Origin of the sequence: Caulobacter sp. UC70_42 (genome assembly GCF_044056025.1) — a bacterium.
Taxonomy (GTDB): domain Bacteria; phylum Pseudomonadota; class Alphaproteobacteria; order Caulobacterales; family Caulobacteraceae; genus Caulobacter.
Window position 1 is genome coordinate 1,433,417 of sequence record NZ_CP171994.1, and the last position, 25,893, is coordinate 1,459,309.

General features: G+C 68.4%; 26 protein-coding genes and 4 pseudogenes. 15 read left to right on the forward strand and 15 right to left on the reverse strand.

All coding sequences use genetic code 11. From position 1 onward, the window contains the following. The first annotated feature begins 46 nt into the window (after nt 1-46). Nucleotides 47-514 carry a dUTP diphosphatase gene (gene dut, locus ACHMW8_RS07445; protein ID WP_125158990.1) on the forward strand — a complete coding sequence of 156 codons (468 nt, stop codon included), beginning with the start codon at nt 47-49 and terminating at the stop codon, nt 512-514. Between the two features lie 101 nt (nt 515-615). Here dut and ACHMW8_RS07450 read toward each other — a convergent pair whose 3' ends face one another. Continuing rightward, nucleotides 616-735 carry a hypothetical protein gene (locus ACHMW8_RS07450; protein WP_395445920.1) on the reverse strand — a complete coding sequence of 40 codons (120 nt, stop codon included), beginning with the start codon at nt 733-735 and terminating at the stop codon, nt 616-618. Between the two features lie 387 nt (nt 736-1,122). Between ACHMW8_RS07450 and ACHMW8_RS07455 the strand changes: the two are divergent. The 3 genes and pseudogenes from ACHMW8_RS07455 to ACHMW8_RS07465 all read left to right on the forward strand — a co-directional run bounded on the left by ACHMW8_RS07455 (nt 1,123) and on the right by ACHMW8_RS07465 (nt 4,478). After that, nucleotides 1,123-2,243 (forward strand): annotated as a pseudogene (locus tag ACHMW8_RS07455) (HlyD family secretion protein). A 16-nt stretch (nt 2,244-2,259) separates the two neighbouring features. Then, nucleotides 2,260-3,853, forward strand: a pseudogene (locus ACHMW8_RS07460) (DHA2 family efflux MFS transporter permease subunit). A gap of 16 nt (nt 3,854-3,869) precedes the next feature. Then, nucleotides 3,870-4,478 carry a TetR/AcrR family transcriptional regulator C-terminal domain-containing protein gene (locus tag ACHMW8_RS07465; protein WP_395445161.1) on the forward strand — a complete coding sequence of 203 codons (609 nt, stop codon included), beginning with the start codon at nt 3,870-3,872 and terminating at the stop codon, nt 4,476-4,478. A gap of 48 nt (nt 4,479-4,526) precedes the next feature. Here the strand turns inward: ACHMW8_RS07465 and ACHMW8_RS07470 are convergent, their stop codons facing one another. From ACHMW8_RS07470 to ACHMW8_RS07485, 4 genes are all read right to left on the reverse strand, one after another. Beyond that, the gene (locus tag ACHMW8_RS07470) at nt 4,527-5,342 is read right to left on the reverse strand and encodes an enoyl-ACP reductase (RefSeq protein ID WP_395445162.1); all 816 of its coding nucleotides are present in this window, start codon (nt 5,340-5,342) and stop codon (nt 4,527-4,529) included. Nucleotides 5,343-5,414: 72 nt separating this feature from the next. Further along, nucleotides 5,415-6,629, reverse strand: a complete 1,215-nt coding sequence (fabB, locus tag ACHMW8_RS07475) for a beta-ketoacyl-ACP synthase I (protein WP_125158984.1) — start codon at nt 6,627-6,629, stop codon at nt 5,415-5,417. A gap of 107 nt (nt 6,630-6,736) precedes the next feature. Beyond that, the gene (fabA, locus tag ACHMW8_RS07480) at nt 6,737-7,252 is read right to left on the reverse strand and encodes a 3-hydroxyacyl-[acyl-carrier-protein] dehydratase FabA (protein ID WP_125158983.1); all 516 of its coding nucleotides are present in this window, start codon (nt 7,250-7,252) and stop codon (nt 6,737-6,739) included. Between the two features lie 81 nt (nt 7,253-7,333). Beyond that, entirely contained in the window at nt 7,334-7,858 is a 525-nt protein-coding gene (locus tag ACHMW8_RS07485; protein WP_395445163.1) for an SH3 domain-containing protein, read from the reverse strand. A gap of 72 nt (nt 7,859-7,930) precedes the next feature. On the opposite strand from ACHMW8_RS07485, the gene ACHMW8_RS07490 reads away from it, so the two are divergent. After that, nucleotides 7,931-8,917: a D-glycerate dehydrogenase gene (locus ACHMW8_RS07490; protein ID WP_125158981.1), complete on the forward strand. Its 987-nt coding sequence runs from the start codon at nt 7,931-7,933 to the stop codon at nt 8,915-8,917. Nucleotides 8,918-8,921: 4 nt separating this feature from the next. Here ACHMW8_RS07490 and ACHMW8_RS07495 read toward each other — a convergent pair whose 3' ends face one another. From ACHMW8_RS07495 to ACHMW8_RS07510, 4 genes and pseudogenes are all read right to left on the reverse strand, one after another. Then, complete coding sequence (locus ACHMW8_RS07495) at nt 8,922-9,299, reverse strand: globin (RefSeq protein ID WP_395445921.1); 378 nt, start codon at nt 9,297-9,299, stop codon at nt 8,922-8,924. Nucleotides 9,300-9,386: 87 nt separating this feature from the next. After that, nucleotides 9,387-10,902, reverse strand: a pseudogene (locus ACHMW8_RS07500) (acetyl-CoA hydrolase/transferase family protein). A gap of 79 nt (nt 10,903-10,981) precedes the next feature. Continuing rightward, nucleotides 10,982-11,944 (reverse strand): alpha/beta fold hydrolase, encoded by a 963-nt coding sequence (locus tag ACHMW8_RS07505; protein WP_125158978.1) that lies wholly within the window; start codon nt 11,942-11,944, stop codon nt 10,982-10,984. A 58-nt stretch (nt 11,945-12,002) separates the two neighbouring features. Continuing rightward, complete coding sequence (locus ACHMW8_RS07510; RefSeq protein ID WP_199743572.1) at nt 12,003-12,740, reverse strand: molybdopterin-synthase adenylyltransferase MoeB; 738 nt, start codon at nt 12,738-12,740, stop codon at nt 12,003-12,005. Between the two features lie 5 nt (nt 12,741-12,745). Between ACHMW8_RS07510 and hslV the strand changes: the two genes are divergently transcribed. Both hslV and hslU read left to right on the forward strand, forming a co-directional pair. Next, complete coding sequence (hslV, locus tag ACHMW8_RS07515) at nt 12,746-13,345, forward strand: ATP-dependent protease subunit HslV (RefSeq protein WP_395445164.1); 600 nt, start codon at nt 12,746-12,748, stop codon at nt 13,343-13,345. A 916-nt stretch (nt 13,346-14,261) separates the two neighbouring features. Next, entirely contained in the window at nt 14,262-15,554 is a 1,293-nt protein-coding gene (gene hslU, locus ACHMW8_RS07520; RefSeq protein WP_125158974.1) for an ATP-dependent protease ATPase subunit HslU, read from the forward strand. Nucleotides 15,555-15,556: 2 nt separating this feature from the next. Here the strand turns inward: hslU and ACHMW8_RS07525 are convergent, their stop codons facing one another. Beyond that, the gene (locus ACHMW8_RS07525) at nt 15,557-16,453 is read right to left on the reverse strand and encodes a methylated-DNA--[protein]-cysteine S-methyltransferase (RefSeq protein WP_395445165.1); all 897 of its coding nucleotides are present in this window, start codon (nt 16,451-16,453) and stop codon (nt 15,557-15,559) included. A gap of 62 nt (nt 16,454-16,515) precedes the next feature. Further along, a complete protein-coding gene (locus ACHMW8_RS07530; protein WP_125158972.1) occupies nt 16,516-16,992 on the reverse strand; it encodes a DUF2244 domain-containing protein in 477 nt (158 codons plus the stop codon). A 69-nt stretch (nt 16,993-17,061) separates the two neighbouring features. On the opposite strand from ACHMW8_RS07530, the gene nth reads away from it, so the two are divergent. Continuing rightward, nucleotides 17,062-17,769, forward strand: a complete 708-nt coding sequence (nth, locus tag ACHMW8_RS07535) for an endonuclease III (protein ID WP_395445922.1) — start codon at nt 17,062-17,064, stop codon at nt 17,767-17,769. Here nth and ACHMW8_RS07540 read toward each other — a convergent pair. Next, the gene (locus tag ACHMW8_RS07540) at nt 17,766-18,623 is read right to left on the reverse strand and encodes a RimK family alpha-L-glutamate ligase (protein ID WP_395445166.1); all 858 of its coding nucleotides are present in this window, start codon (nt 18,621-18,623) and stop codon (nt 17,766-17,768) included. The genes nth and ACHMW8_RS07540 overlap by 4 nt on opposite strands. Before the next feature lie 146 nt (nt 18,624-18,769). Here ACHMW8_RS07540 and ACHMW8_RS07545 point away from each other — a divergent pair, with 146 nt between their 5' ends. From ACHMW8_RS07545 to ACHMW8_RS07570, 6 genes and pseudogenes are all read left to right on the forward strand, one after another. Next, nucleotides 18,770-19,759 (forward strand): adenosine kinase, encoded by a 990-nt coding sequence (locus tag ACHMW8_RS07545; RefSeq protein ID WP_395445167.1) that lies wholly within the window; start codon nt 18,770-18,772, stop codon nt 19,757-19,759. 8 nt (nt 19,760-19,767) lie between these two features. Then, nucleotides 19,768-20,359: pseudogene (hisB, locus tag ACHMW8_RS07550) on the forward strand (imidazoleglycerol-phosphate dehydratase HisB). 9 nt (nt 20,360-20,368) lie between these two features. Continuing rightward, complete coding sequence (hisH, locus tag ACHMW8_RS07555) at nt 20,369-21,010, forward strand: imidazole glycerol phosphate synthase subunit HisH (protein WP_125158968.1); 642 nt, start codon at nt 20,369-20,371, stop codon at nt 21,008-21,010. Continuing rightward, nucleotides 20,998-21,732: a 1-(5-phosphoribosyl)-5-[(5-phosphoribosylamino)methylideneamino]imidazole-4-carboxamide isomerase gene (hisA, locus tag ACHMW8_RS07560; RefSeq protein ID WP_199170688.1), complete on the forward strand. Its 735-nt coding sequence runs from the start codon at nt 20,998-21,000 to the stop codon at nt 21,730-21,732. Before hisH ends, hisA begins: the two co-directional genes overlap by 13 nt. Then, nucleotides 21,732-22,508 (forward strand): imidazole glycerol phosphate synthase subunit HisF, encoded by a 777-nt coding sequence (gene hisF, locus ACHMW8_RS07565; RefSeq protein ID WP_395445168.1) that lies wholly within the window; start codon nt 21,732-21,734, stop codon nt 22,506-22,508. The genes hisA and hisF overlap by 1 nt, the downstream gene beginning before the upstream one ends. Continuing rightward, nucleotides 22,505-22,831, forward strand: coding sequence for a phosphoribosyl-ATP diphosphatase (locus tag ACHMW8_RS07570; RefSeq protein WP_395445169.1), 327 nt, complete (start codon nt 22,505-22,507; stop codon nt 22,829-22,831). The genes hisF and ACHMW8_RS07570 overlap by 4 nt, the downstream gene beginning before the upstream one ends. Nucleotides 22,832-22,852: 21 nt before the next feature. On the opposite strand, the gene ACHMW8_RS07575 is transcribed toward ACHMW8_RS07570, so the two are convergent. From ACHMW8_RS07575 to timA, 3 genes are read right to left on the reverse strand one after another with little or no spacing between them, the layout of a single operon-like run. Beyond that, entirely contained in the window at nt 22,853-23,419 is a 567-nt protein-coding gene (locus tag ACHMW8_RS07575) for a Smr/MutS family protein (protein WP_395445170.1), read from the reverse strand. A 1-nt stretch (nt 23,420) separates the two neighbouring features. Then, a complete protein-coding gene (locus tag ACHMW8_RS07580) occupies nt 23,421-24,593 on the reverse strand; it encodes a murein transglycosylase A (RefSeq protein WP_395445171.1) in 1,173 nt (390 codons plus the stop codon). Beyond that, nucleotides 24,593-25,198 carry a TIM44-related membrane protein TimA gene (timA, locus tag ACHMW8_RS07585; protein WP_148099119.1) on the reverse strand — a complete coding sequence of 202 codons (606 nt, stop codon included), beginning with the start codon at nt 25,196-25,198 and terminating at the stop codon, nt 24,593-24,595. Before timA ends, ACHMW8_RS07580 begins: the two co-directional genes overlap by 1 nt. 144 nt (nt 25,199-25,342) lie before the next feature. On the opposite strand from timA, the gene secB reads away from it, so the two are divergent. Next, nucleotides 25,343-25,837 (forward strand): protein-export chaperone SecB, encoded by a 495-nt coding sequence (gene secB, locus ACHMW8_RS07590; protein ID WP_125158962.1) that lies wholly within the window; start codon nt 25,343-25,345, stop codon nt 25,835-25,837. The last annotated feature ends 56 nt before the right edge of the window (nt 25,838-25,893 follow it).

A 25,893-nucleotide genomic window follows, 5' to 3' on the forward strand; every position in this document is an offset into this window, starting at 1 on the left:
AAATCAGCTACAGCCGGGCCGACCTTCCAGATCAGGAGCCGCCCGCATGTCCGCCATCCCCGCCGGCCTCGCCATCCGCTTCAAGCGCTGGGACGGCAATGCCGACCTGCCGGTTCCGGCCTATGCGACCGCCGGCGCGGCGGGCTTCGACCTCCGCGCCCATGTGCCCGAAGACGAGCCGATCGTCCTGAAGCCGGGCTCGCGCTGCATGGCTCCGACCGGCTTCTCTGTGGCGATTCCGGACGGTTATGAGATGCAGGTGCGCCCGCGCTCGGGCCTGGCGTTCAAGAACGGCGTCACGGTGGTCAACGCCCCCGGCACCGTCGACAGCGATTATCGCGGTCAGGTCTGCGTGCTGCTGATCAATCTGGGCGAAGAGGACTTCACCATTCGCCGGGGCGACCGCATCGCCCAAGGCGTGATCGCGGCGGCCCCGCAATGGTCGCTGGTCGAGGTCGACGACCTGGACGCGACCGACCGCGGCGCGGGCGGCTTCGGCTCGACGGGCGTCTAGCCAAAGCATTTTCCGACGAAGCGGGCGCCGGTTCGTGGCCAGAAAATGCGTAAAAACAAAGGCCTAGAGCACTCTATCGATACGGTTGGATCGAAAATGCTCTAAACGGCCGGGTGAATGGCGCGAAGGCCCAGCACGAGGTAGCCGCCGAAACCGGCCGCGAAAGCGGCCGCAGCCATCCAGAGGACCGGGCGGATCATGTCGAGCGGCGTCTGGCCGATCGGGGTGCTGAGTCTTCAAGGGAACCTCCTGCCGCCTTGAGCATGGGCCGGCGAAAACGCGCGCCGGAGGAGATACGCGCTCCCAAGCCGTTGGTTGCGATTGGGGAGCGGCTTTTAATCTGCCGCGATTCCGACGCAAGAAAAATCGCGACCTGTCGTCGCGTGGTCGAACTCCGGCGCCTTGCCGGCCCCTTGGGCATTGGCGACCGACCCTGGTTCAAGGCTCGATCCGCCAGGCGAAAAGACAGCGACTCCCCATCGCCGCCTCCGATGTCCGGGAACTTTTCTTCGATCGTTGATTTTTGGACGGGTGCGTCCATTTATCCCTTGAAGGGCGCGTCGGCACCCCAGTATCCGGCGCCTTCGAACTTTCGATCGGAACAGATCATGGCCTCGCCGGAAACCTCCGCGAACAGGAAGAGCAAGCTGGTCCCGATGATCGCCGGAGGGGCCATCCTGGCCGGCGTGGTCGTCGGCGGAACGTTCTGGTTCCTCGACAAGCAGCACTTCGAGAGCACCGACAACGCCTTCGTCCAGGCCGACACCGTGTCGGTCAGCCCGCAGGTCTCCGGCTATGTCGCCGAGGTGCTGGTGGCCGACAACCAGCGGGTTCGAGGCCGGCCAGGTGCTGGCCAAGATCGATCCGTCGACCTTCCAGGCGCGCCTTGACCAGGCGATCGCCAACGCCAGCGCCGCCGACGCGGCCATCCGCGCCATCGACGACAAGGCCAGCCTGGAGCAGGCGATGATCGCCCAGAAGGCGGCCGGCGTGACCAGCGCTCAGGCCGACGCCGGGCGCGCCAAGGCCGATCTCGAGCGCTACGACGCTCTGGCCAAGCAAGGCTGGGTCTCGCAGCAGAAGGTCCAGACCGAACGCGCCGGCGCCGACCCAGACCGCCGCTGGCGTGGCCAGCGCCCAGGCCGCGCTCGAGGCCGAGAAGCGCGCCGCCCAGTCGCTGGGCTCGGCCAAGGCCCAGACCATCGCCCAGGCCGCCGCCGCCCACGCCGCCGTGGAGCAGGCCAAGCTGGATCTGGAGCGCACCGTGATCCGCGCGCCCGCCGGCGGCGTGGTCGGGGCCCGCTCGGTCCGCCCGGGCCAGCTGGTCCAGCCGGGCGTGGCGCTGATGTCGATCGTGCCGCTGGGCCAGGCCTATATCGTCGCCAACTTCAAGGAGACCCAGGTCTCGCGCATCCGGGTCGGCCAGCCGGTCGAGATCAGGGCCGACGCCTTCGGCAAACAGAAGATCGTCGGCAAGGTCGACAGCTTCGCCCCGGCCACCGGCCAGGAGTTCGCCCTGATCCCGGTCGAGAACGCTGTCGGCAACTTCACCAAGATCACCCAGCGCCTGCCGGTCAAGATCGTGGTCGACCGCAGCCAGCTGGGCCAGGCCCTGCGCCCGGGCCTGTCGGTCGAGATCAAGGTCGACGTCCGCGACCGGTCGGGCCCCTCGTTCGCCGAGGCCGGCCAGGCCACGCCGCAGGTCGCCCGCCAGGGCGTGGATCGCTAGAGCGAAGGAGCGCGTCATGACCGACGCCGCCCTGCCCGCCACCACCGTTTCCAAGGCCCCGACAAAACCCAAGGTCGACTGGACCAAGCTGTTCCTCGGCTTCGGCGCCATGGTCATCGGCCAGTTCATGGCCATCCTCGACATCCAGATCGTGGCGGCCTCGCTGCCGCAGATCCAGGCCGGCGTCGGGGCCAGCACCGACCAGATCAGCTGGATCCAGACGGCCTATCTGATCCCCGAGGTCGTGATGATCCCGCTGTCGGGCTACCTGTCGCGACTGTGGGGCACCCAGCGCCTCTATCTGATCTCGTGTACGGGTTTCATCGTCATGAGCGTGCTGACGGGCCTGTCCTCGTCGATCGACATGATGATCCTGACCCGGGCCCTGCAGGGCTTCATCGGCGGGGCGATGATTCCGACGGTGTTCGCCGTGGCCTTCACCGCCTTCCCGCCGGAGCGGCGCGTGACGGCCAGCGTGATCATGGGCCTGATCGTCACCCTGGCGCCCACGGTCGGCCCCACCCTGGGCGGCCATCTGACCGAGGCGCTGTCCTGGCGCTGGCTGTTCTTCATCAACGTCCCGACCGGTCTGGTGGTGCTGTTCGGCGTCTATCGCTGGGCCGACTTCGACAAGGGCGACCCCAGCCTGGCCAAGGGCTTCGACTGGTTCGGACTGATCGTCATGGCGATCTTCCTGATGAGCATGCAGTTCGTGCTGGAGGAAGGCGCCAAGGACGACTGGTTCGACGACAGCGGCATCCTGTGGCTGACCGTGCTGGCCGTGATCGGCGGCATGGTCTTCATCTGGCGGCAGCTGACCTACAAGAACCCCATCGTCGAGCTGCGCGCCTTCGCCAACCGCAACTTCTCGGTGGGCGTGCTGATGACGGCTGTCTCGGGCGCCAGCCTGTTCGGCGGCACCTTTCTGCTGCCGCAGTTCCTGGGCCGAGTGCGTCATTATTCGGCGTCGGAGGTCGGCACGACGATGATCGTGTCTGGCCTGTCGATGTTCCTGACCGGACCGATCGCCGGCCGCCTTGTCCGCAAGACCGACCCCCCGCGTGCCGATGTTCATCGGCTTTCTGTTGGCCGGCTTCGGCATGTACATGGCCCACGGCGTGACCAAGGAATGGGGTTTCTGGGAATTCGCAGGCGTCCAGGCTTGTCGCGGCGTCGGGGTCATGATCGCCATGATCGCCACCCAGCAGATCACGATGAGCACCCTGCCCCCGCACATGGTCAAGAACGCCTCCGGCCTGGTGAACTTGGCGCGCAACACCGGCGGGGCCATCGGCCTGGCCTTGCTCGCCACCTCGATCACCCAGCAGACGGCGCTCTATTATGACGACCTGTCGTCGAAGGTGACCCAGGGCGGCGCCACGGCCGGCATGATGGCGGGCCTGATGGAGCGCATGCAGCAGCTGGGCGTCACCGACCCCGGCGGCGCGGCGCGCAAGGCCATCGGCGGGATGCTGGAGCAGCAGGCCACGGTCATGGCCTTCGGCGACAGCTTCACCCTGCTGGCCATCGGCTGCTTCGTCGCCGCCGGCGTCTCGCTGCTGGCCGCGCCGGTCAAGAACGCCGCCCCGCCGCCTTCGGACGCTCACTGATGCCCGGAGTTTTCTAATGCCAAGGGTGCCCGGACAGATCGACGTCGCCAAGACCGAAGCTATCCTCGACGCGGCCGTCGAGGTGATCGGCGAACGCGGCCTCGCCGCCCCGATGGAGGCGATCGCCCGCCGCGCGGGGGTCTCCAAGCAGACGGTCTACAATCACTACGGCTCCAAGGCCGAGCTGATGCGGGCCCTGATGAACCGCCGGGTCGAGGCCATCACGGCCTCCCTTCGGGAACCTGGCGCCATCGACAACCCGACCGAGGCGCTGGAGGCCTACGCCCGCTCGGTGCTGGAAACCGTGATCACCACCAAGAGCTACTCGATGATGCGGGTGATCATGCTGGGATCGGGCGAGATGCCCGACGTCGCCAAGGAGGTCTTCGAGGCCGGCCCGTTGAGCGCCCGCCGGCAACTGGCGGCGTTCCTGAAGACCGAGACCGAGCTGGGCCGGATGAAGGTCGAGAATTTCGACCAGGCCGCGGAGTTCTTTTCCGGCATGGTCATGGGTCACAGCCAGCTGCGCTCGCTGCTGCGCCTGCCGTCCGACAAGACCCCGGACGAATACGGCCGCCTCGCGCGGGAGGCGGCCGTTCGCTTCATGCGGGCCTACGCGCCGTAAGCGCGATGGGCTGAAAGGGCCGCCGGTCCTGGCGGCGCTAGAGAAGCCTTAAGCCTCTTCGGGGTCCGGCATGCCCATCATGTGGAAGCCGGCGTCGACGTGGACGACCTCGCCCGTGGTCGACTTGCCCAGATCGGAGGCCAGCCACAGGGCGCAGCCCGCGACGCCTTCCATAGAGGTGTCTTCCTTCATCGCCGAGAACGCGCGGCCTTGGGCGATCATGCCGCGACCGCCCGAGATGCCGGCCAGGGACAGGGTGCGCATGGCGCCGGCCGAGATGGCGTTGGCGCGGATGCCCTTGGGGCCGAGGTCGCGAGCGATATAGCGGGTCGAGGCCTCGAGAGCCGCCTTGGCCACGCCCATGGTGTTGTAGTTCGGGATCGTCCGCTCCGACCCCAGATAGGTCATGGTCACCAGCGAGCCGCCGTTCGGCATGATCTTGCTGGCGCGCTTGGCGACGTCCACGAAGCTGAAGGCCGAGATGTTCATGGCCGTCAGGAAACCCTCGCGGGTGGTGTTGTCCACGAACGAGCCCTTCAGCTCGTTCTTGTTGGCGAAGGCCACCGAGTGGATCACGAAGTCCAGCGCGCCGAATTCCTTCTCGATCTGCGCGAAGGCCGCGTCCATCGAGGCGTCGTCGGTGACGTCGCAGGGGATCATCGTCTTGACGCCGATGCTCTCGGCCAGCGGGCGCACGCGGCGCTCCAGGTCCTCGCCCTGATAGGTGAAGGCCATCTCAGCGCCCTGGGCGGCCAGCTGGCTGGCGATACCCCAGGCGATCGAGTTGTGATTGGCCACGCCCATGACGAGGCCCTTCTTGCCCCGCATCAGCTCGCCCTTGGGGAACGCGTATTCGTCGGCCATGTGTCGGGCCCTTTCCGGAAGTCGTTGACTGCTGGTTAGCAGGCGGCTCCGCCGGGCGGAACCCTCCCCAACCTAGTCGGCGCGGCTGAAGATCAGCGTGCCGTTGGTGCCGCCGAAGCCGAAGCTGTTGGACATTACCGTCTGCAGCGGCGTGTCGACGCGCTGGCGCAGGATTGGCAGGTCGGCGAACTCAGGGTCCAGTTCCTCGATATGGGCGCTCTCGCAGGCGAAGCCGTTGTCGAGCATCAGGATCGAGTAGATGGCCTCCTGCGCGCCAGCCGCGCCCAGGCTGTGCCCGGTCAGGGACTTGGTCGACGAGATCATCGGGGCCTTGTCGCCGAACACCTCGCGCACCGCGCCCATCTCCCTGCTGTCCCCGACCGGCGTCGAGGTGCCGTGCGGGTTCAGGTAGTCGATCTTGCGGTCGCCGGCCTGCGCCATGGCCAGCTTCATGCAGCGCGCCGCGCCCTCGCCCGACGGGGCGACCATGTCGTAGCCGTCGGAATTGGCGGCGTAGCCCACGAGTTCGCCATAGATCTTGGCCCCGCGCGCCTTGGCGTGCTCGTACTCTTCCAGCACCACGACGCCCGCGCCGCCGGCGATCACGAAGCCGTCACGGTCCTTGTCGTAGGCGCGGCTGGCCACGGCCGGACGATCGTTGAAGTTGCTGCTCATGGCGCCCATGGCGTCGAACAGGTTTGACAGGGTCCAGTCCAGCTCCTCGCAGCCGCCGGCGAAGATGATGTCCTGCTTGCCCATCTGGATCTGCTCGGCGCCCGCGCCGATGCAGTGGGCGCTGGTCGCGCAGGCCGAGCTGATCGAATAGTTGATCCCGCGGATCTTGAACCAGGTCGACAGCACCGCCGACGGGCCGGAGCTCATGGCCTTGGGCACCGCGAACGGGCCGATCCGCTTGGGACCCTTCTCCTTCGTCGTGGCCGCCGCCTCGACGATGACGCGGGTGGACGGGCCGCCCGAGCCGACGATCAGGCCGGTGCGCTCGTTGGAGATGTCGCTTTCCTGGAGGCCAGAGTCGGCGATCGCCTGCTCCATGGCGATGTGGGCGTAGGCCGTGCCGGGCGCCAGGAAGCGGGCGGCGCGGCGGTCGACCAGCGGCTCCCACTCGATCTGGGGCGCGGCATGGACCTGACAGCGGAAGCCGAGCTCGGCGTATTCCGGGGCGGCGATCACGCCGGACTTGGCTTCCTTCAGGGACGCCAACACCTCATTGGCGTTGTTGCCGATGGACGAGACGATCCCCAGTCCGGTGACGACGACGCGACGCATATCGTAAATCCTCTTCTCCCCCTCGAAATCCGCCAGGGGCCAGCTCTCCCAAATCCCCGAGCGCTGCGCTGCCGCGCTCCAAGGAATGGCCGGTCTCGTCTAACGGATCAGGACGCCATCTGTTCGGGCGTGAACAGCCCGACCTTGAGGTCCTTGGTTTCGTATATGGCCTTGCCGTCGGCTTCCAGGACACCGTCGGCGATTCCCATGACCAACTTACGCATGATCACCCGCTTCAGGTCGATCTTATAGACGACTTTCTTGACGTCCGGCGTCACCTGGCCCGTAAACTTGACCTCGCCGACGCCCAGGGCGCGGCCTCGGCCGGGACCACCCGACCAGCCCAGGAAGAAGCCGACCAGCTGCCACATGGCGTCCAGACCCAGGCACCCGGGCATGACGGGGTCGCCGATGAAGTGACAGCCGAAGAACCAGAGGTCGGGATTGATATCGAACTCGGCCTCGACATAGCCCTTGCCGTGCTTGCCGCCCTCGGCCTCGATCCGGACGATGCGATCGAACATCAGCATCGGCGGGGCCGGAAGCTGGGCGTTGCCGGGGCCGAACAGCTCGCCGCGGCCGCAAGCCAGGAGTTCTTCGAAGGTGTAGGCGTTCTTCTGCATGGGGACGCCCTAGCACGGCGGCGGGTCAGGTCTCAACGTTTCCCTGTCGAGCGGCGTTCCGACGCCGGCGCGGGCGGGCGCCTAATCCTTGCGACACTGAACGGCCGGATCCGCGCCCCAGATGTCGCTTTCCTTGGCCCAACCCGACGAGCCTTCGGCGCGCAGCTTGCACCAGCCCTTCTCACACTTGTCGAGCTGGGCGACCGAGCGGCCCTTCAGATAGGCGCTGACCTTGGCCCCATCCCTGGGGGCGCCCAACAAGGGCAGGTTGGTCGGCTGCACGCGCATGGCCGACCGGCGGCCGTCCGTGGTGCGCTTGTGCACCCAGGCCAGGCCGCCTTCGGGGTCGCAGATCCGCCGCCACTCGCGGGTTTCGGCCACCACCTGCACTGGCAGGCCCTTGGCATGGTAGATCCACAGCAGCCGATGGGCCTCGTCCGGGCCATTGCGCGCGTTGACCTCGGCGTATTTCAGCGAGACGTAACGCGGCACTTCCAGGCCCGACGGCGTGATCTTCGGGCCGTCCGCCAGGGCCGGGCCCGCCGACAGGCCGACGATCGCCCCAAGAACGACACGAAACGAACCTTGTTTTGTTTTCGACGGCATGTTGCTTGGCCCCTTCGGGCCCCTTTGCTACAGCTTTCAAACGCCCGTCAGTGAGAGCTTTTCAAACCGCCCATGGCCGCCCGCAAGCTCAAAGTCATCGTCACCCGCAAACTCCCCGATCCGGTGGAGACGCGAATGTGCGAATTGTTCGATACCGAACTGAACGTCTCCGACAAACCCTTGACGGCGGATGAACTGGTCGAGGCCATGAGCCGAGCCGACGTGCTCGTGCCGACGATCACCGATCGTATCGACTCGCGCCTTCTGTCGCGATCCGGCGATCGGCTCAAGCTGATCGCCAATTTCGGGGCCGGGGTCGACAATATCGACGTCGCCACGGCCAATGCGCGCGGCATCATCGTCACCAATACGCCGGGGGTTCTGACCGAGGACACGGCCGACCTGACCATGACCCTGATCATGGCCGCCTCGCGCCGGATCGTCGAAGGCGCCGAGGTGGTCAAGTCCGGCGGCTTCCACGGCTGGTCGCCGACCTGGATGCTGGGCCGCCGCCTGTGGGGCAAGCGCCTTGGCATCATCGGCATGGGCCGCATCGGCCAGGCCGTGGCCCGCCGCGCCAAGGCCTTCGGCATGCAGGTCCACTATCATAACCGCAAGCCCGTCAGCCCGCGCATCGCCGAGGAGCTGGGCTGCACCTACTGGGAAAGCCTGGACCAGATGCTGGCCCGAATGGACTTCATCTCCGTCAACTGCCCGCACACGCCGGCGACCTACCACCTGCTGTCCGCCCGTCGGCTGAAGCTGCTGCGGCCGCACGCCATCGTGGTCAACACCGCGCGGGGCGAGGTGATCGACGAGGGCGCCCTGGCCAACATGCTGGCCAAGGGCGAGATCGCCGGCGCGGGCCTCGACGTCTATGAGCACGAGCCCGCGATCAACCCCAAGCTCCTGAAGCTGCCCAATGTCGTGCTGCTGCCCCACATGGGCTCGGCCACGGTCGAGGGTCGCATCGACATGGGCGAGAAGGTCATCGTCAACGTGAAGACCTTCATGGACGGCCACCGACCGCCGGACCGGGTGATCCCGGCGATGCTTTAGAGGCTCAGCGGGCCGTCATGTTGGCGGCCATGCGCCCGAAAACATCGTGGAGCGCCTCGGCCATTTCACGATCGACCTCGACCTGAACCAGGGCGCGGCGCATCGCGTCCGTCCATTGCCCCGCCGTGGCGGCGTCGATCGGCATCGCGCGGTGCAGCGACATCATGCAGACCCCGGGGTTGGCGGCGAACCAGTCGCGCGGACCGCCCAGCCAGCCGGTCAGCCAGCCCTTCAGCCCGGCGCGGACGGCCGACAGCTCGGGCGCGTGCATGGCCCTTAGCCCCGCATAGGCCGGATCGGTCTCGACGAGGTCATAGAAGGCCTCGACCAGGGCGTCGACGCGGCCCGGCGCCGCCGATCTGGTCGAAGGCGGTCTGTTGATCGGTCATCGAAGGCTCCGGACTCTAAACCGGCAGGATCGACGCGACCGACCGACCGCGCCTTGATCCCCCTCAAGCCTCGTTGCGAACTAGCCGCGCATGTCGCCCGTTTCGACGAACCGCTGGTGCCAGGCGAAGGCTTCGTCCAGCAGGGTCGGGGATTGCTGACCGTACGAGTCGCGGCGGGCGCGGGCCAGATAGTCCTTGAGGGCCGGACGGTAGTCCGGGTGCGAGCAGTTCTCGATGATCACCTCGGCTCGCTGGCGGGGCGACAGGCCGCGCAGGTCGGCCAGGCCCTGCTCGGTGACCAGAATCTGGACGTCCTGATTGATGTGGTCGACGTGCGGAGCCTTCGGGACGATGGTCGAGATCTTGCCGCCCTTGGCGGTCGAGGGGGCCATGAAGATCGAGACGTAGGCGTTGCGGGCGAAGTCACCGCTGCCGCCGATGCCGTTCTGGATGCGCGAGCCCATCAGGTGGGTCGAGTTCACCGCCCCGTGGATGTCGGCCTCGATCATGCCGTTCATGGCGATGCAGCCCAGGCGGCGGATCAGCTCGGGATGGTTGCTGATCTCCTGCGGCCGCAGCACCAGCCGCTCGCGGAAGCGGACCATGTCGGCGTTCAGGGCCGCCGCGGCCTCGGGGCTCAGGGAAAAGGCGGTGGCCGAGGCGGTCAGCAGCTTGCCGGACTCCATCAGCTCCAGCATCCCGTCCTGCAGCACCTCGGTGTAGGCGGTCAGGTTGTCGAACGGACCGTGGACCAGGCCCGACATTACCGCGTTGGCGATGTTGCCCACGCCCGACTGCAGCGGCAGAAGGCTGGCCGGAAGGCGGCCGCGCGCGACCTCGTGACGGAAAAATTCCAGGAGGTGGCCGGCGATGGCGCGATGGTCCTCGCCCGGGGCGTCGAACGGCAGGTTGCGGTCGGGGGAAGTCGGTTTCGACGACGGCGACGATCTTGGAAGGATCGCAGCGGAAATAGGCCTCGCCGATGCGCTGGTCGGGCCGCACCAATGGGATCGGCACCCGGTTCGGCGGCAGGGCGGTGCCGTAGTAGATGTCGTGCATCCCTTCCAGCGCCGGGTTCTGCCAGCGGTTGACCTCCAGGATCACCTTCGAGGCCCGGTCGATCCAGGTCTTGTTGTTGCCGACCGACGAGGACGGGATCAGCGCGCCATCGGGGCGGATGCCGCTGACCTCGATGATCGCCGTGTCCAGCGGCCCCAGGAACCCCTGCCAGGCCATGGGCGCGACCTGCGACAGGTGCATGTCGAAATAGTCCATCTCCCCGCGATTGATCTTGTCGCGGGCGATGGGATCGGAGTTGTACGGCAGGCGGAATTCGATGCCATCGGCCTTGGCCAGGGCGCCGTCCAGCTCCGGGCCCGTCGAAGCCCCGGTCCACACTCGCAGGCGGAAGGGGTTTCCGGCCGCGTGCTCGGCTTCGATGCGGCTGGCCAGGGCCATCGGCACAGCCTTGGGATAGCCCGAGCCGGTGAAGCCGCTCATGCCCACCGTTTCGCCCGGCGCGATCAGCGCCGCGGCCGCCTCGGCCGGCATGATCCTGGCCGCCAGGCTCTCCAGTCCGATCCGTGATCCGCTCATCTTCCAAGCCTCCGTACAGGACGCCGAGGGCTTAGCTTGGCCGTCGGGCTGGTGTCTGTCCCGTATTAGCCCGTGGCGGTCAATATCCGACAGGGTGCGTCGCCAGCCACGCCTTCAGATCGGCCACCGATCGGTCCGGAATCTGCTCCATCGGCACGTGGCCGACTCCGGGATAGAGGATCAGGGTCGCGCCCGGTATGGCCTTGTGGAACTTCTCGCCGTCCGCGGCCGGGATCAGGCGGTCGTCCTGGCCGAACATTACCAGGGTCGGAACATGAATCCGCGACAGGTCGGCCGTCGTGGCGAGGCGGCGCGGGCCGGTCTGCAGGCCCAGCAGGATGTCCCGGTGGCCTGGCGCGCGCGCCAGGTCGACATAGCGGTCGATCAGGTCCGGGGTGACCAGCCTGGGATCCAGATAGGCCGCGCGCAGGCCCTGGGCGACCAGCGGTCGGGTGTCGATGTTTCGCAACAGCTTTCGGCCCAGCGGGTTGCGCAGGATCGCGAAGATCGAAGCCCCGCCGGCCTTGCTCGTTGGCCAGCCGGCCGCATCGACCAGGACCAGGCGCTGGACCTTGTCCGGATGGTTCAGCGCATAGGCCCAGGCCACCCCGCCGCCCATCGAATTGCCGCCGAGGGTGAAGCGGGTCAGGCCCAGCTTGCCCGTCACGCCGTCGACCACTGTGTCGAAGCCATCCCGCCCGGCCGCATAGCCCGGGGGCGCGCGGGTCAGGCCATGGCCAGGCAGGTCGAGGACAACCACGCGATAGTCGCTCGACAACGCCTTGGCCCACGCGTCCCAGGCATGGGTCGAGGCCGAGAAGCCATGCACCAGCACGATGGCCGGCGCCGCGCGCGGGCCAAGATCGCGATAGTGCGCCCGCACCCCGCCCGGCAGGTCCATGTACCGGGAATCCGCGTAGCCATACCGCGCTTCCAGCGCGGCGTAGGGGATGTCCGGCCGCTGCAGCAGAAACCAGCCGGCGGTCGCCAGTACGACGATCAATCCGAGAGCGATCGCAAGACCCTTCGCCAGCGTCTTCATCCCACCCTCCCCGGAGACTGGCCCCGGGCGCCAGGATTTGGGCGGACGCCGTCGCCCGTCAAGCGCCGCACGACGGACATTGAGGATCGGCCCCGATCCTCACGGTGCGGCTCTCAGCCGAGAGCGCGTCATAGATCAACAGCTTGCCCGACAAGGGTTCGCCCGCGCCGACGACCAGCTTGATCGCTTCCAGGGCCATCATCGATCCGATCACCCCCGCCAACGCGCCGACCACGCCGACCAAGGCGCAGGTCTCGGCGTCCGGCGGGGTTTCCGGCACCAGGCAGCGGTAGCAGGGCCTGCCGTGGAAGACCCCGACCTGACCTGTCCAGCGCCCCAGGGCTCCGCTGACCAGCGGCTTGCCGTGGGCCAGGCAGGCGTCGCTGACGGCGAAGCGGGTAGCGAAATCGTCCGTGCCGTCCAGCACCAGGTCATACCGGCCGACGATGTCACCAGCATTGGCGGAGTCCAGCCATACCGGATGAGTTTCCACGACCGTGTGCGGGTTCAGGGCGGCCAGACGCTCGACCGCCGCCTCCACCTTGGGCCGGCCGACATCGGCGGTGGCGTAGAGCACCTGGCGCTGCAGGTTCGACAGCGAGACGGCGTCGGGATCCACCAGGCCGATCGTTCCAATCCCGGCGGCGGCCAGATACAGCGCGGCCGGCGCGCCCAGGCCCCCGGCCCCGACCATCAGCACGCGCGCGCTCTTCAGCTTCTGCTGGCCCGGACCGCCGACTTCGCGAAGCACCAGATGGCGGGCGTAGCGCTCGACCTCGGCTTCTGAAAAACTCATGGCGCTTGACCCTCCGGCCCGGCCTCGCCACATGCGAAGCCATGCAAAGCTCGACTTCCTTCCCCGACTGGCACGGCACGACCATTCTGGCGGTGCGCAAGAACGGACAGACGGTGATCGCCGGCGACGGACAGGTCTCCATGGGCCCAACCGTCGTCAAGGGCAACGCCCGCAAGGTGCGACGCCTGGCCGGCGGCAAGGTGGTGGCCGGCTTCGCCGGGGCCACGGCCGACGCCTTCACCCTGATCGAGCGCCTTGAGGCCAAGCTGGAGCAATATCCCGACCAGCTGGCCCGCGCCTGCGTGGATCTGGCCAAGGACTGGCGCACCGACCGCTATCTGCGCCGGCTGGAAGCCATGCTGCTGGTGGCCGACAAGACCGCCATCTACACCGTCACCGGCGTCGGCGACGTGCTGGAGCCGGGCGAGAGCGCCGACGGCAACGCCGTGGCGGCGATCGGTTCGGGCGGCAACTACGCTTTGGCGGCCGGCAAGGCGCTGATCGACCAGGACCTTTCGGCCGAGGAGATCGCTCGCAAGGCGATGGCCATCGCCGCCGAGATCTGCGTCTACACCAACGGCAATCTTACCGTCGAAGCGCTTTAGGGCGAGGCCCAGCGGGTTTTCGTCGCAAACGAGATGCGCGGCGAATTCTCCCGGCGCTTGGCTAGGCGCGGGGAGGATCCCGCCATGCTGAAGACCTTTTTGATCGCTTGCGTTGCGTTGGCCGGCGCCGTTCAGGCCGAGTCCAGGAACCCCGCCGACCAGGTGGAGGCCGCCGAGCGCGCCTTCGCGGCCGACGGCCTGGCCCTTGGCGTGAAGCGCGCGTTCCTGAAGCATATGGCCGGCGACGCCATCATCTTCACGCCCGCCCCGGCCAACGCCCGCGCCTTCTACGAAAGCCGGGCGGGTGACAATGGGCCCGAAGCTGGAATGGTGGCCGGCGTGGGTGGTCGCCGCCAAGTCCGGGGATCTGGCCCTTTCCACCGGCCCGTCCTTTTTCGACGGCAAGCCAGGCGGCTGGTACGCCAGCATCTGGCGCAAGGACGCCGACAATATATGGCGCTGGATCTATGACGGCGGCAGCGCCGCCGACCCGGTCTCGGCCCCCGTCCAGGCGACGCCGGCGCGGAAAGGGCCGATGTCCAAGGCCGGCGAAGGCTCGGCCGCCAAGGCCTTCGACGCCGTGCGGGCGGCCGAGACGATGCTGAGCCAATCGGCCGAGAAAAACGCGCCCCTGGCTTACAAGGCCGTTCTGTCGGCCGACGCCCATTTGATCGGTCCGCGCGGAACCCGCGCCTTGCTTCCAACGGCGCTCATGGAACGCTTGGAACAGCGTCCGGCGGCCATGACCCTGACCTTGCGGGGCGGCGGCGCCGCCAAGGCTGGTGATTTCGTCTGGACCCATGGCGAAGCCGCGTGGTCGGAGGGTCAAAAAGCCGTCGCCGCGCACTATATGCATGTCTGGCAAAGGCGGCCCGACGGGTCGGCGCCTGATCTTCGAGACCCTGATCAACGACCGATGACCGAGTTTTCCCCCCGCGAGATCGTTTCCGAACTGGACCGTTACATCGTCGGTCACGCCGAGGCCAAGAAGGCCGTCGCGGTGGCCTTGCGCAACCGCTGGCGCCGCCGGCGCGTACCGGCCGATCTGCGTGACGAGGTGACGCCGAAGAACATCCTGCTGATCGGCCCCACCGGCGTCGGCAAGACCGAGATCGCCCGCCGCCTGGCCAAGCTGGCCCAGGCGCCGTTCCTCAAGGTCGAGGCCACCAAGTTCACCGAGGTCGGCTATGTTGGCCGCGACGTCGACCAGATCGTCCGCGATCTCGTGGAAAGCGCCCTGGCCATGGTCCGCGACAAGCGCCGCGCGGCCGTGAAGGCCAAGGCCGAGGCCGCCGCCGAGGAGCGCATCCTCGACGCCATGACCGGCCCCGGCTCGACCGCCGCCCGCGACAGCTTCCGCAAGAAGCTGCGCGCCGGTGAGCTGGACGACAAGGAGATCGAGCTGCAGCTGGCCGACACCGGCGGCGCCAGCTTCGAGATCCCCGGCCAGCCCGGCGCCCAGGTGCTGAACCTGTCGGAAATGATGAAGTCGTTTGGCGGCGGTCGCACCAAGACCCACAAGACCACCGTCACCGGCGCCTGGGCCCCGTTGATCGCCGAGGAAAGCGACAAGCTGCTGGACCAGGAAGCCCTGACCCAGGAAGCCCTGGAGCTGGCCGAGAACCACGGCATCGTCTTCCTGGACGAGATCGACAAGGTCGCCAGCAGCTCGCAGCGCTCTGGCGCCGACGTCTCCCGCGAGGGCGTGCAGCGCGACCTGCTGCCGCTGATCGAGGGTACGACCGTCTCGACCAAGTATGGCCCGGTCAAGACGGACCACATCCTGTTCATCGCCTCGGGCGCCTTCCATGTCGCCAAGCCGTCGGACCTGCTGCCCGAACTGCAGGGCCGCCTGCCGATCCGCGTCGAGCTGAAGGGCCTGTCGCGCGACGACATGCGCCGCATCCTGACCGAGCCGGAAGCCAACCTGATCCGCCAGCACCAGGCCCTGATGCTGACCGAGGGCGTGACCCTGACCTTCACCGACGAGGCCATCGACGCCCTGGCCGACGCGGCCGTGGCCGTGAACAACTCGGTCGAGAACATCGGCGCCCGCCGGCTGCAGACGATCCTGGAGAAGGTGGTCGAGGAAATCAGCTTCTCGGCGGCCGATCGTAGCGGAGAGACCATCGCGGTCGACGCGGCCTATGTGCAGGAGCGGATCGGCGCCCTGGCGGCCAACGCCGACCTGAGCCGGTTCATCCTCTAGGTTTAGGAGGCGGCGGAAACCGCCTCCATTCCAAGGATCGCGGCCTTGCGGGCCAGGCCCCAGTGGTAGCCGGTCAGCTTGCCGCTCTTGCCGATCGCCCGGTGACAGGGGATCAGCAGCGAGATCGGGTTGGCCCCGATGGCGCCGCCGGTGGCCTGGAACGCCTTGGGCTTGCCGGCCCAGCACGCCACCTGACCGTAGGTGGCGGTCTCGCCGGCCGGAATCCGCAGCAGGGCCTTCCAGACCTGCACGTGATAGGGCGAACCGATCAGTACGACAGGCAGCGGCCCATCGCCGCCCGTGAAGGCGTGGATGGCCGTGGCCTGGGCGGCCGCGTCGTCGCGGATCCAGTCGGCGGCCGGGAAGCGGCGATGCATGTCGGCGAAAGTCGCCTCGTCGTCGCCGTCCGAGAAGGCCAGGCCCGCCAGACCACGCTCGGCCATCACGAACAGGCCCTTGCCGAACGGCGTCGGAGCCCAGCCCCAGCGCAGCCGCATCCCCGCCCCGCGGCGGCGCACCTCGCCGGGGGTCGCGGCCTCCTGGGCGATGAACAGGTCGTGCAGCCGCGAAGGGCCCGACAGCCCCGCGTCGAAGGCCGCGTCCAGCACCGTGCCGCCGGCCTCCAGCGAGCGCCGGGCCTCGGCGTGGGCGATGGCAGAGACGAAGCTCTTGGGGCTGACCCCGGCCCAGCGGGTGAAGACGCGCTGGAAGTGGAACGGCGACAGGCCCACGGCCTGGGCGGCCTCGTCCAGAGAGGGATGGTCCGACCACCGCTCGGCCAGCCAATCGAGCGCCTTGGCCATGCGGTGGTAGTCGACCGAGCGCTCGGCCAGACGGACCAGCTCCCGGCTGGCGGCCTCCGAAAGGTCGGTCGAAAGGGGGGATGCGTCGTATGCCATGCCCGGGACGCTAGACGCGTCGGTTACCGCCGTCCGCCCGGTTCTTGCGGCCGCGTCGCCGGTCATGACCACCGCTCGGCGCGGGCGGCGCGGATAGCGTCCTGCAGGGCCTGGGCGAAGCTGACCCGCTCGTCGGGGCTCAGGGACCGGGCCAGGGTCAGGCGCTTGCGATAGATCATCAGCCGGACGCGCGCCTCGTGCTCGCCCAGATGGTCCACGCCCACCCGGGTGAAGGCCGTCGGCGAGGTCCAGACGGTGCGCGCGCCCTTCTCGTCCTCGCGGCTGACGGTGACGGCCTCCGCCGTGACCTGGACCCGCTCCACCCGGCGGGCGGCGCGGTCCGAGGCCCGCAGCGCCAGCCACAGGGCCAGGACGTCCAGTCCCAGGAACGGCAGGACCGGCGGCGCGCCGACCACCAGCAGGAAAATCGCCACCATGACGTTGAAGGCCATGACCACCGCCAACAGCACCACGGCGCCCCGCGGCGTCAGCGAACGGTGTGGCGCGATCACGCGGTCCATGTAGATCGGCAGGGCCATGGCGGGATTTTAGAACCGTCCCTGGCGCTTGGCGAGCCGTCCTTCTTGGCGTTTCAGGCGCATCACGGCATGGTCCGCGTCATGGCCAAGCCCGTGCTCGCGAAGAAAAAGAAACCCGCCCGAAAGCGCATCAGCCCCGCCGAACGCGAGCGGGTCGAAACCCTGTTCAAGCGCTTCGAGAGCCTGGAGTCGCATCCCAAGACCGAGCTGAACTACGCCAATCCCTATGAGCTGGTCACCGCCGTGGCCCTTTCGGCCCAGGCGACGGACGTCCAGGTCAACAAGGCCACCGGCCCGCTGTTCCAGGTCGCCGACAGCGCCGAGAAGATGCTGGAACTCGGCGAGGATGGGCTGATCAAGTACATCGCCTCCATCGGCCTGTTCCGCACCAAGGCCAAGAACGTCATCGCCGCCGCCCACATCCTGATGGACAAGCACGGTGGTCAGGTGCCGCTGAACCGCGCCGACCTCGAAGCCCTGCCGGGCGTGGGCCGCAAGACCGCCAGCGTGGTGCTGAACGAGCTGGACATCGAGCCGGCCATCGCCGTCGACACCCACGTCTTCCGTGTCTCGCACCGCCTGAAACTGTCGGCCGGCAAGACGCCCGACGCGGTCGAGCAGGACCTGATGCGGATCGTGCCGCCGCGCCACCAGACCCGGGCGCACCACTGGCTGATCCTGCACGGGCGCTATGTCTGCGTGGCGAGGAAACCGAAGTGCGAGATCTGCAGGATCAGCGACCTGTGCCCTTCGCGGGAGCTGTTCCTGGGGGCCTAGCCGATTGCCTTGATCACCGCCCGGGCGAAGGCCTCGCCGTGGTCATGCGCATGTTCCAGGAAGAGGTCCGGCTCGATCGCCTCCAGCTCCATCAGTTGCGGCGTGTGCTCCAGGCCCCGGATCAGATCCACGCGAGCGTAGGTCAGCGGCGCGCCAGCCGCCTCCAGCACCATCTCGGCCGCGCGCAGGGCCTCGGGCTCCGGCGCGATCTCGGTGACCTTGCCGCCGAACTGCGGCTGGACCCGGAAGTCGCCCCCCTCGGCGACCTTGGCCACGGCGTGGCTGAAGGCGTCGTCGAAATAGAACAGGGACAGCTCGCCCTCTTCACCGACGGCCGGCAGGAACGGCTGGATCAGGGCCGGCCCCGTGGGTCCGCCTTCCAGCGAACCGTGGCGCTTGACCCGGATGGTCTCGTGCGAACCGGCCGAGATCTGCGGCTTGACCACCACCTCGTCCACCCCGAAGGCGTCGAAGGCGGCCTGGACATGCTCCAGCGTCAGAATGTCGTGGGCGAGGGTCGGCACCACCGGCGCGCCCTTCCCGGCGAGCTCGACCAGATAGGTCTTGGTCGAGTTCCAGCGCAGCACCGCCGGCGGATTGACCATGCGCGCGCCGCTCGCCTCGAAGGCGTCCAGCTGGGCGAACCACTCGGCTTGACGGGCATGATAGCCCCAGGCGAGGGACGGCATGACCAGGCGCGCCTGGTCCTTGTCGACCGGATCCGTCCACGGCTGGGCGGCGATGGTCAGGCCGTGGCGGCGCAGCGGCCCGGCCAGACGCTCCAGCAGCGGCGCCCAGCTGTCGCCGTAGCGGCGCTCGTCGCGGGCGGGGACCAGGATGAGGACGTCGGCCATCGGCATACTCGCGTTCAACGAAGCCTCGCAGCTAAGATGTCGCGACACGCGCGGCAAGCCTTGCGTTGCCTTGAGCCCCCACTTCCTTTAATCGCCAAGTGTTTGTGGCTTCTCCGCCCTGTTCTTTCAAAGGTTTGTTCCGCTCCATGACCGCGCTCTACGACGTCGCCGGCATCGGCAACGCCATCGTCGACGTCATCGCCCAGTGCGACGACGCCTTCCTCGCCCAGGAAGGCCTGACCAAGGGCTCGATGGCCCTGATCGACCCGGCGCGGGCCGCGAGCCTCTATGACGCCATGGCCTCCGGCATCGAGGCCTCGGGCGGCAGCGCGGCCAACACCCTGGCCGGCGTGGCCAGCTTCGGCGGCAAGGCCGCCTTCATCGGCAAGGTCGCCGACGATCAGCTGGGCCGCGTGTTCCGGCACGACATGCAGGCCATCGGCTGCGCCTTCACCACGTCGCCCCTGGCCGAGGGCCCGGCCACGGCCCAGAGCCTGATCAACGTCACCCCAGACGCCCAGCGCACCATGTCGACCTATCTCGGCGCGTGCGTCGAGCTGACCCCGGCCGACGTCGACCCCGCCATCATCGAGGCCGCCCAGATCTCGTATCTGGAAGGCTATCTGTTCGATCCGCCGGAAGCCCGCCGCGCCTTCGCCAAGGCCGCCGCCCTGGCCCACGGCGCCGGCCGCAAGATCTCGATGACCCTGTCCGACAGCTTCATGGTCGATCGCCATCGCGGCGCCCTGATGGGCTTCATCGAGACCCAGTGCGAGATCGTCTTCGCCAACGAGAGCGAAGTCTGCTCGCTGTTCGAGACCACCGACTTCGACGCGGCGGTGAAGGCCCTGGCCGAGCGCTGCGAGATCGCCGCCGTCACCCGCAGCGAAAAGGGCTCGGTGATTGCTTCCGGCGGAAGCCTCCACGAAATCTCGGCCTATCCGGTGGAAAAAGTCGTGGACACGACCGGCGCGGGCGACCAATACGCCGCTGGCTTCCTCTACGGCCTTTCGCAGGGCCGCCCGCTGCCGGTCTGCGGTCAGCTGGGCTCCCTGGCCGCCGCCGAGGTGATCGACCATTATGGCCCACGTCCGCAGGTGTCCCTGCGCGAACTGGCCCGGAAGAACGGACTGTAAGGACGCAAATGGCCCGCACCGCTGAAGTGGTCCGCGAGACGAAGGAGACCCAGATCCGGGTCTGGATCGATCTCGACGGGACCGGCGCCTCGAACGATCTCCACCGGCATCGGTTTCTACGACCATATGCTGGAGAGCTTCGCGCGCCACGGCGGCTTCGACCTCAAGGTCGAGACCAAGGGCGACTTGCACATCGACATGCACCACACGGTCGAGGACACCGGCATCGTGCTGGGCCAGGCGATCCACAAGGCGCTGGACGGCTTCAAGGGCGTCCGGCGCTTCGGCCACGCCTATATCCCGATGGACGAGACCCTGACGCGCTGCGCCATCGATCTCTCCAACCGGCCGTATCTGATCTGGAGGGTCGAGTTCAAGCGGCCCAAGGTCGGCGAGATGGACACCGAGCTCTTCAAGGAGTTCCACCACGCGTTCGCCATGAACTGCGGGGCGTGCGTCCATCTGGAGACCCTGTACGGCGACAACACCCACCATGTGGCCGAAAGCGGCTTCAAGGCCCTGGCCCGGGCGCTGCGTCAGGCGGTCGAGATCGACCCGAAGACCGGCGGTCAGGCTCCGTCCACCAAGGGCGTGCTGTAAGGATACTCCATGCAGACCGTCGCCCTGATCGACTACGGGTCGGGCAACCTGCGTTCGGCCGAGAAGGCCCTGCGTGAGGCGGCCCGTCGCCGCGCGCTCGACGCCGAGATCGTCGTCACCGCCGACCCCGACCTCGTCGCCGAGGCCGACCGCGTCTTCCTGCCCGGCGTCGGGGCCTTCGCCTCGTGTCGCGCGGGTCTGGACGCCACCGGCGTCTACGACGCGATGAACCACGCCGTGCACGGCCGCGGCGTTCCCTTCATGGGCATCTGCGTCGGCCACCAATTGCTGGCGACCGAAGGCCTGGAATTCGGCGTCACGCCGGGCCTGGACTGGATCGCCGGCCAGGTGAAGAAGCTCGAGCCGAACGACCCGGCCCTGACCATCCCGCACATGGGCTGGAACGCCATCAGCTTCGTCCGCCCTCACGCCCTGTTCGCGGGGATCGAGGACGGCGCCCACATGTACTACGCCAACTCCTTCGCCCTGGACGCGGCCGACCCGGCCGATGTCGTCGCCACCACCGACCACGGCGGCCCGTTTGTCGCGGCGGTGGCCAAGGACAATGTCGCGGGCGTACAGTTTCACCCCGAAAAGTCACAAGCTTCAGGGCTCGCCCTGCTCGCCAACTTCCTGGAATGGCGCCCATGATCCTCTATCCCGCCATCGACCTGAAGGACGGCCAGTGCGTGCGCCTGCTGCACGGCGACATGGAGAAGGCCACGGTCTTCAACACTTCGCCCGCCGACCAGGCGCAGCGCTTCGTCAAGGACGGCTTCTCATGGCTGCATGTCGTCGACCTTAACGGCGCCATCGAGGGCAAGTCGGTCAACACCGCCGCCGTCGAGTCGATCCTGGAGTCGATCTCGATCCCCGTGCAGCTGGGCGGCGGCATCCGTACGCTGGAAGGCGTCGAGGCCTGGATCGAGGCGGGCGTGTCCCGCGTCATCCTCGGCACCGTGGCCGTCCACGACCCGGACCTGGTCCGCAAGGCCGCGCGCCTGTGGCCCGAACAGATCGCCGTGGCCGTCGACGTCCGTGACGGCAAGGTCGCCATCGACGGCTGGACCGGCCTGTCGGACCTCTCCGCGATTGACCTGTCGCGCCGCTTTGAGGACGTCGGCGTCGCCGCCCTGATCATCACCGACATCAGCCGCGACGGCGCCCTGACCGGCGTCAATGTCGAGGGCGTGGGCGAACTGGCCGACGCGGTCTCCATTCCCGTCATCGCCTCCGGTGGCGTGGCCGCGGTCGCCGACATCGAGCGCCTCAAGGCCCGCCCGGGCGTCGAGATCGCCGGCGCTATCCTGGGCCGCTCGCTCTACGCCGGCACGATCAAGCCGTCCGAAGCCCTGATCGCGGCGGCCGCCTGATGCTGAAGACCCGGATCATTCCCTGCCTCGACGTGAAGGACGGGCGGGTGGTCAAGGGGGTCAATTTCGTGGCCCTGCGCGACGCCGGCGACCCGGTGGAACAGGCCCGCGCCTATGACGCCGCCGGCGCCGACGAGCTGATGTTCCTGGACATCACCGCCTCCAGCGAAGGTCGGGGCCTGATCCTGGACGTCATCTCGCGCACCGCCGAGGTCTGCTTCATGCCCGTCTCGGTGGGCGGCGGCGTGCGCCAGGTGTCCGACATGCGCCGCCTGCTGCTGGCCGGCGCCGACAAGGTCTCGACCAACACCGCCGCCGTCGAGAATCCCGACCTGATCGCCGCCGGCGCCGACGCCTTCGGGGCCCAGTGCGTGGTCGTGGCCATCGACGCCAAGCTGCGCGAGGACGGCTCGGGCTGGAACGTCTGGACCTATGGCGGCCGCAAGGACACCGGCCTCGACGTGGTCGACTGGGCCGCCAAGCTCGTCGAGCGCGGCGCGGGCGAGATCCTGCTCACCTCGATGGACCGCGACGGGGCCAAGATCGGCTACGACATCCCGCTGCTGAAGGCCGTGACCAGCGCGGTGAACGTGCCGGTGATCGCCTCGGGCGGTGCGGGCAAGACCGAACACCTGGTCGAAGCCGCTCGCGACGGCCACGCCGCCGCCGTGCTGGCCGCCTCGATCTTCCACTTCGGCGAGATCAGCATCGGCGAGGCCAAGCAGGCCATGGCCGACGCCGGCATCCCCGTGCGCCTGGACCGGAGCGCCGCATGAGCCAGCGCCTGACTGACGTCCTGCAACGCCTGGCCGCCACGATCGCGGCCCGCAAGGGTGGTGATCCGTCGGTGTCCTACACCGCCAAGTTGCTCAACGACCCCGCCCTCGCCGCCAAGAAGCTGGGCGAGGAAGCCGTCGAGACGGTGATCGCCGCCGTGGCTCAAGGTCCGGATGCGTTGGCGGCCGAAAGCGCCGACCTGCTCTACCACTGGCTGGCGCTGATGGCGGCGTCGGGGGTGTCGCTGGACGCCGTGGCCGAGAAGCTGGAGGCCCGCGAAGGGACCTCGGGCATCGCCGAGAAGGCGTCGCGGAAGCGCTGAAGGCGCCCGAAAGCCTCGCTGCTAGCCCTTGCGCTTCAGCGCCACATACAGCGCCCCATCGCCGCCGTGCCGCTGATCGGCGGTCGAGACCCCGGCGATCATCTCGCGCAGGGCCGGACCCGCCAGCCACTCCGGCGTCCGCTGCTTCAAGACACCGTGGCCGACCCGACCCTTGCCGGTGATCACCAGCACCGCCCGGTGGCCATCGTCATAGGCGCGGCGGATGAAGCCCTCCAGCGTGGCCCTCGCCCGGTCCTGGTCGAGGCCATGCATGTCCAGGCGGGCGCCGATCGGGTCGTGCTCCTTGACGATGCGGCGCTTGCGGTTGGGTTCGATGTGGTGGACGGGCCCCTTCAGGACCTTGGCCGGCGCCGGCTTGAGCTCCTCGGGACTGACGCGCAGCGGCGCGATCGAGGCCAGGTGCGTGGGCTGTTCCACCGGAATGGCCGTGTCGCTCTTCAACGGCCGGATCCGCGCCTTGGAGCGCATCTTCTCGGGCTTTCCGGGCGCGCGCGGCGTCACCGTCGAGGCGACGAGCTTCCAGAGGCGCTTGTCGTCCTCGGGTCCGGGCGGCGGCTTCCTGACCATGTCAGCGCGGTACGAGCCGGTACAGGCGTAGGGTGTGGCGTACGCGACCGGCCTCGGCGCCGGCGGCGGCGCCCGAGCCCATATAGAGATCGGCGCGGACATCGCCCTTGATCGCCCCGCCAGTGTCCAGGGTCATGGCCAGGCGGCGATAGGCCGGGAAGGCGCCCGCCAGCTTCGGCGCGGCGGCGTCCAGCCAGTAGAGCTCGCCCATGGCGTGGCGGCTGGGATCGATGGCGATGGCTCGCCCCGGAGGCAACGGCGCGCCGGCCGAGCCCACGGGCTCCTTGCCGTCATCGGGAAGCGTCTTGAAGAACACGTAGCGCGGGTTCAGCCGCATGATCGCGTCGGCCTCCGGCCCGCGATGGTCGGCCAGCCAGGCGCGGATGGCGTCGCCCGAGGTGTTGTTGTCGGGCAGCAGGCCCTTGTCGCGCATGGCGTTGGCGATTCCGACGAACGGCCTGCCATTGGTCCCGGCGAACACCGCGCGGACGCGGCGACCATCGGGCAGAACCAGAACGCCCGAACCCTGGATCTGCAGGAAGAACAGCTCCTCCGGTCGCATCCAGGCCAGGGGCTTGTCGGTGGGGGTCGCCTCGATCTCGGCCCGGTCCGGATAGGGCGCGAAGGTCGGGCCCTCGACGTGGCCGGTGATCTTCTTGCCGACGAAGCTGGGCTCGAAGGCGCCGAGGTCCAGCACGACCAGGTCGGCCGGGACGCCGCGGACCGGAACGGTGAACTCGGCGTTGCGCGACATCCGCGCCTCGTACTGGGGGGCGAAATAGGCGGTCAGCAGGCCCTCGTCGCTCCCCTCCTTCTGGCGAACCGGCTCGACCCGGAAATTGGCTTCCAGAAACGCGCGCGCGCCGGGTTCGTCCTGGACGGTGGCGTTGCGGGCCAGGCCGCAGACGCGGGCCATGGCCGGATCCTTGGCGACGCCGCAGCCGGCGCGGAAGGCGTCGAGGGCCGCGACGTGATCCTCCTCGGCCCAGCCGACCAGACTGGCGAACGACACCGTCGTCGCGGGCGAGGTCGTCGGGGGCGGTGTCGCCGGCGGTGAAGGCGCCGGACCCGTCGAGACCGGCGGCGTGGACGTCGTGCTGGCGCAGGCGCTCAGCAGCAGGCCCGCCAGAGCCAGGGGGGCGAAGGCGGTCTGGACGCTCAGAATCCGAGTCATTACGCCTCGGCGGCGGCGACGAAGGCCAGGCGCCAGTTGGGATTGGCGCTCTTGACCTCGCGCTCGAAGGTCCAGAGCTCGGCGGTGCGGCGGTCGTCGACGCCCTCGCCGCGCTCGTCCTTGGTGCGGGTGCGCACCTCGGCCAGAATCCGCACCACCGCCTTGGCCAGGTCGCCGACCAGGTCGATCCGCTCGAGGTCCAGGCGCGGCGGGGCCATGAACTCGACCTTCTCGCTGCGGCCGGCGGTCTCGCGGGCGGCCATGGCCTGCTCGAAATTGGCCATGACGTCCGGGGCCAGCAGCGGCTTCAGCGTCTCGCGGTCGCCTTCGGCGTAGGCCTTGACGATCTGCTCATAGGCCGAACGGGCGCCGGCCAGGAACTTGGTTGGATCGAAGTCCGGTTGTTTGGACCTCAGAGCCTCCAGGCCCTCGGTGCGCAGGATCGGATGCGTCTCGGCCGGAAGCGGAGCCGCGCCGGGCTGGGCCGTGACGACGTCCTCGGGCTGACGGCCCGTACGACGCCCCAGGGTGGCGTACAGCTGATACAGGACGACCGCGGCGACCGCGGCGAGGAACAGGATCTGGAGCACTTCAAGGTCCGGCAACGGGCTTTGGGCCCAGGATATCATCTCTATATAGGCGAGACGCGTTCTCTCGTCAGGCGCCCAGCGTTGCGCCGGACGGGCCCTCATGGTAGCAGCGCCCACCTTTCTTAGGCGTTTTAGACGCCGATTACGGATTTTATCCTAATGACCGACACCACCGCCCCCGAGGCGACTTCGGACGACAACGCCGCCGCGCAATCGGGCATCCGTATCCTGGCCCAATTCGTCCGCGACTTCTCGTTCGAAAACCCGCTGGCGCCCGACAGCCTGCGCGCCGGCGCGGCCCAGCCCGCCATCGACATGGGCGTCGAAATGAACGCCCGTGGTCGCCCGGATGGCCTGTTCGAAGTCGACCTGAAGCTCTCGGCCCGCGCCACGCGCGAAGAGCAGGCCGTGTTCCACATCGAAGTCGTCTACGGCGGCCTGTTCCACATCGCGGGCGTCGCTGAGGAAGACCTGGAGCCGGTGCTTCTGATCGAGTGCCCCCGCTTCCTGTTCCCGTATGCGCGTCGCCTGATCTCGGACGTCACGGCCGAAGGCGGCTTCCCGCCCTTCCTGATCGATCCGATCGACTTCGCCGGCGTCTACGCCGCGCGCAAGGCCCAGGCCGAAGCCGGCGGCGTGATGGGCAACGCCTAGCCTCGAACGCCACCGCGAAAATACAAGAAGGCCCGGTCATCGCTGACCGGGCCTTT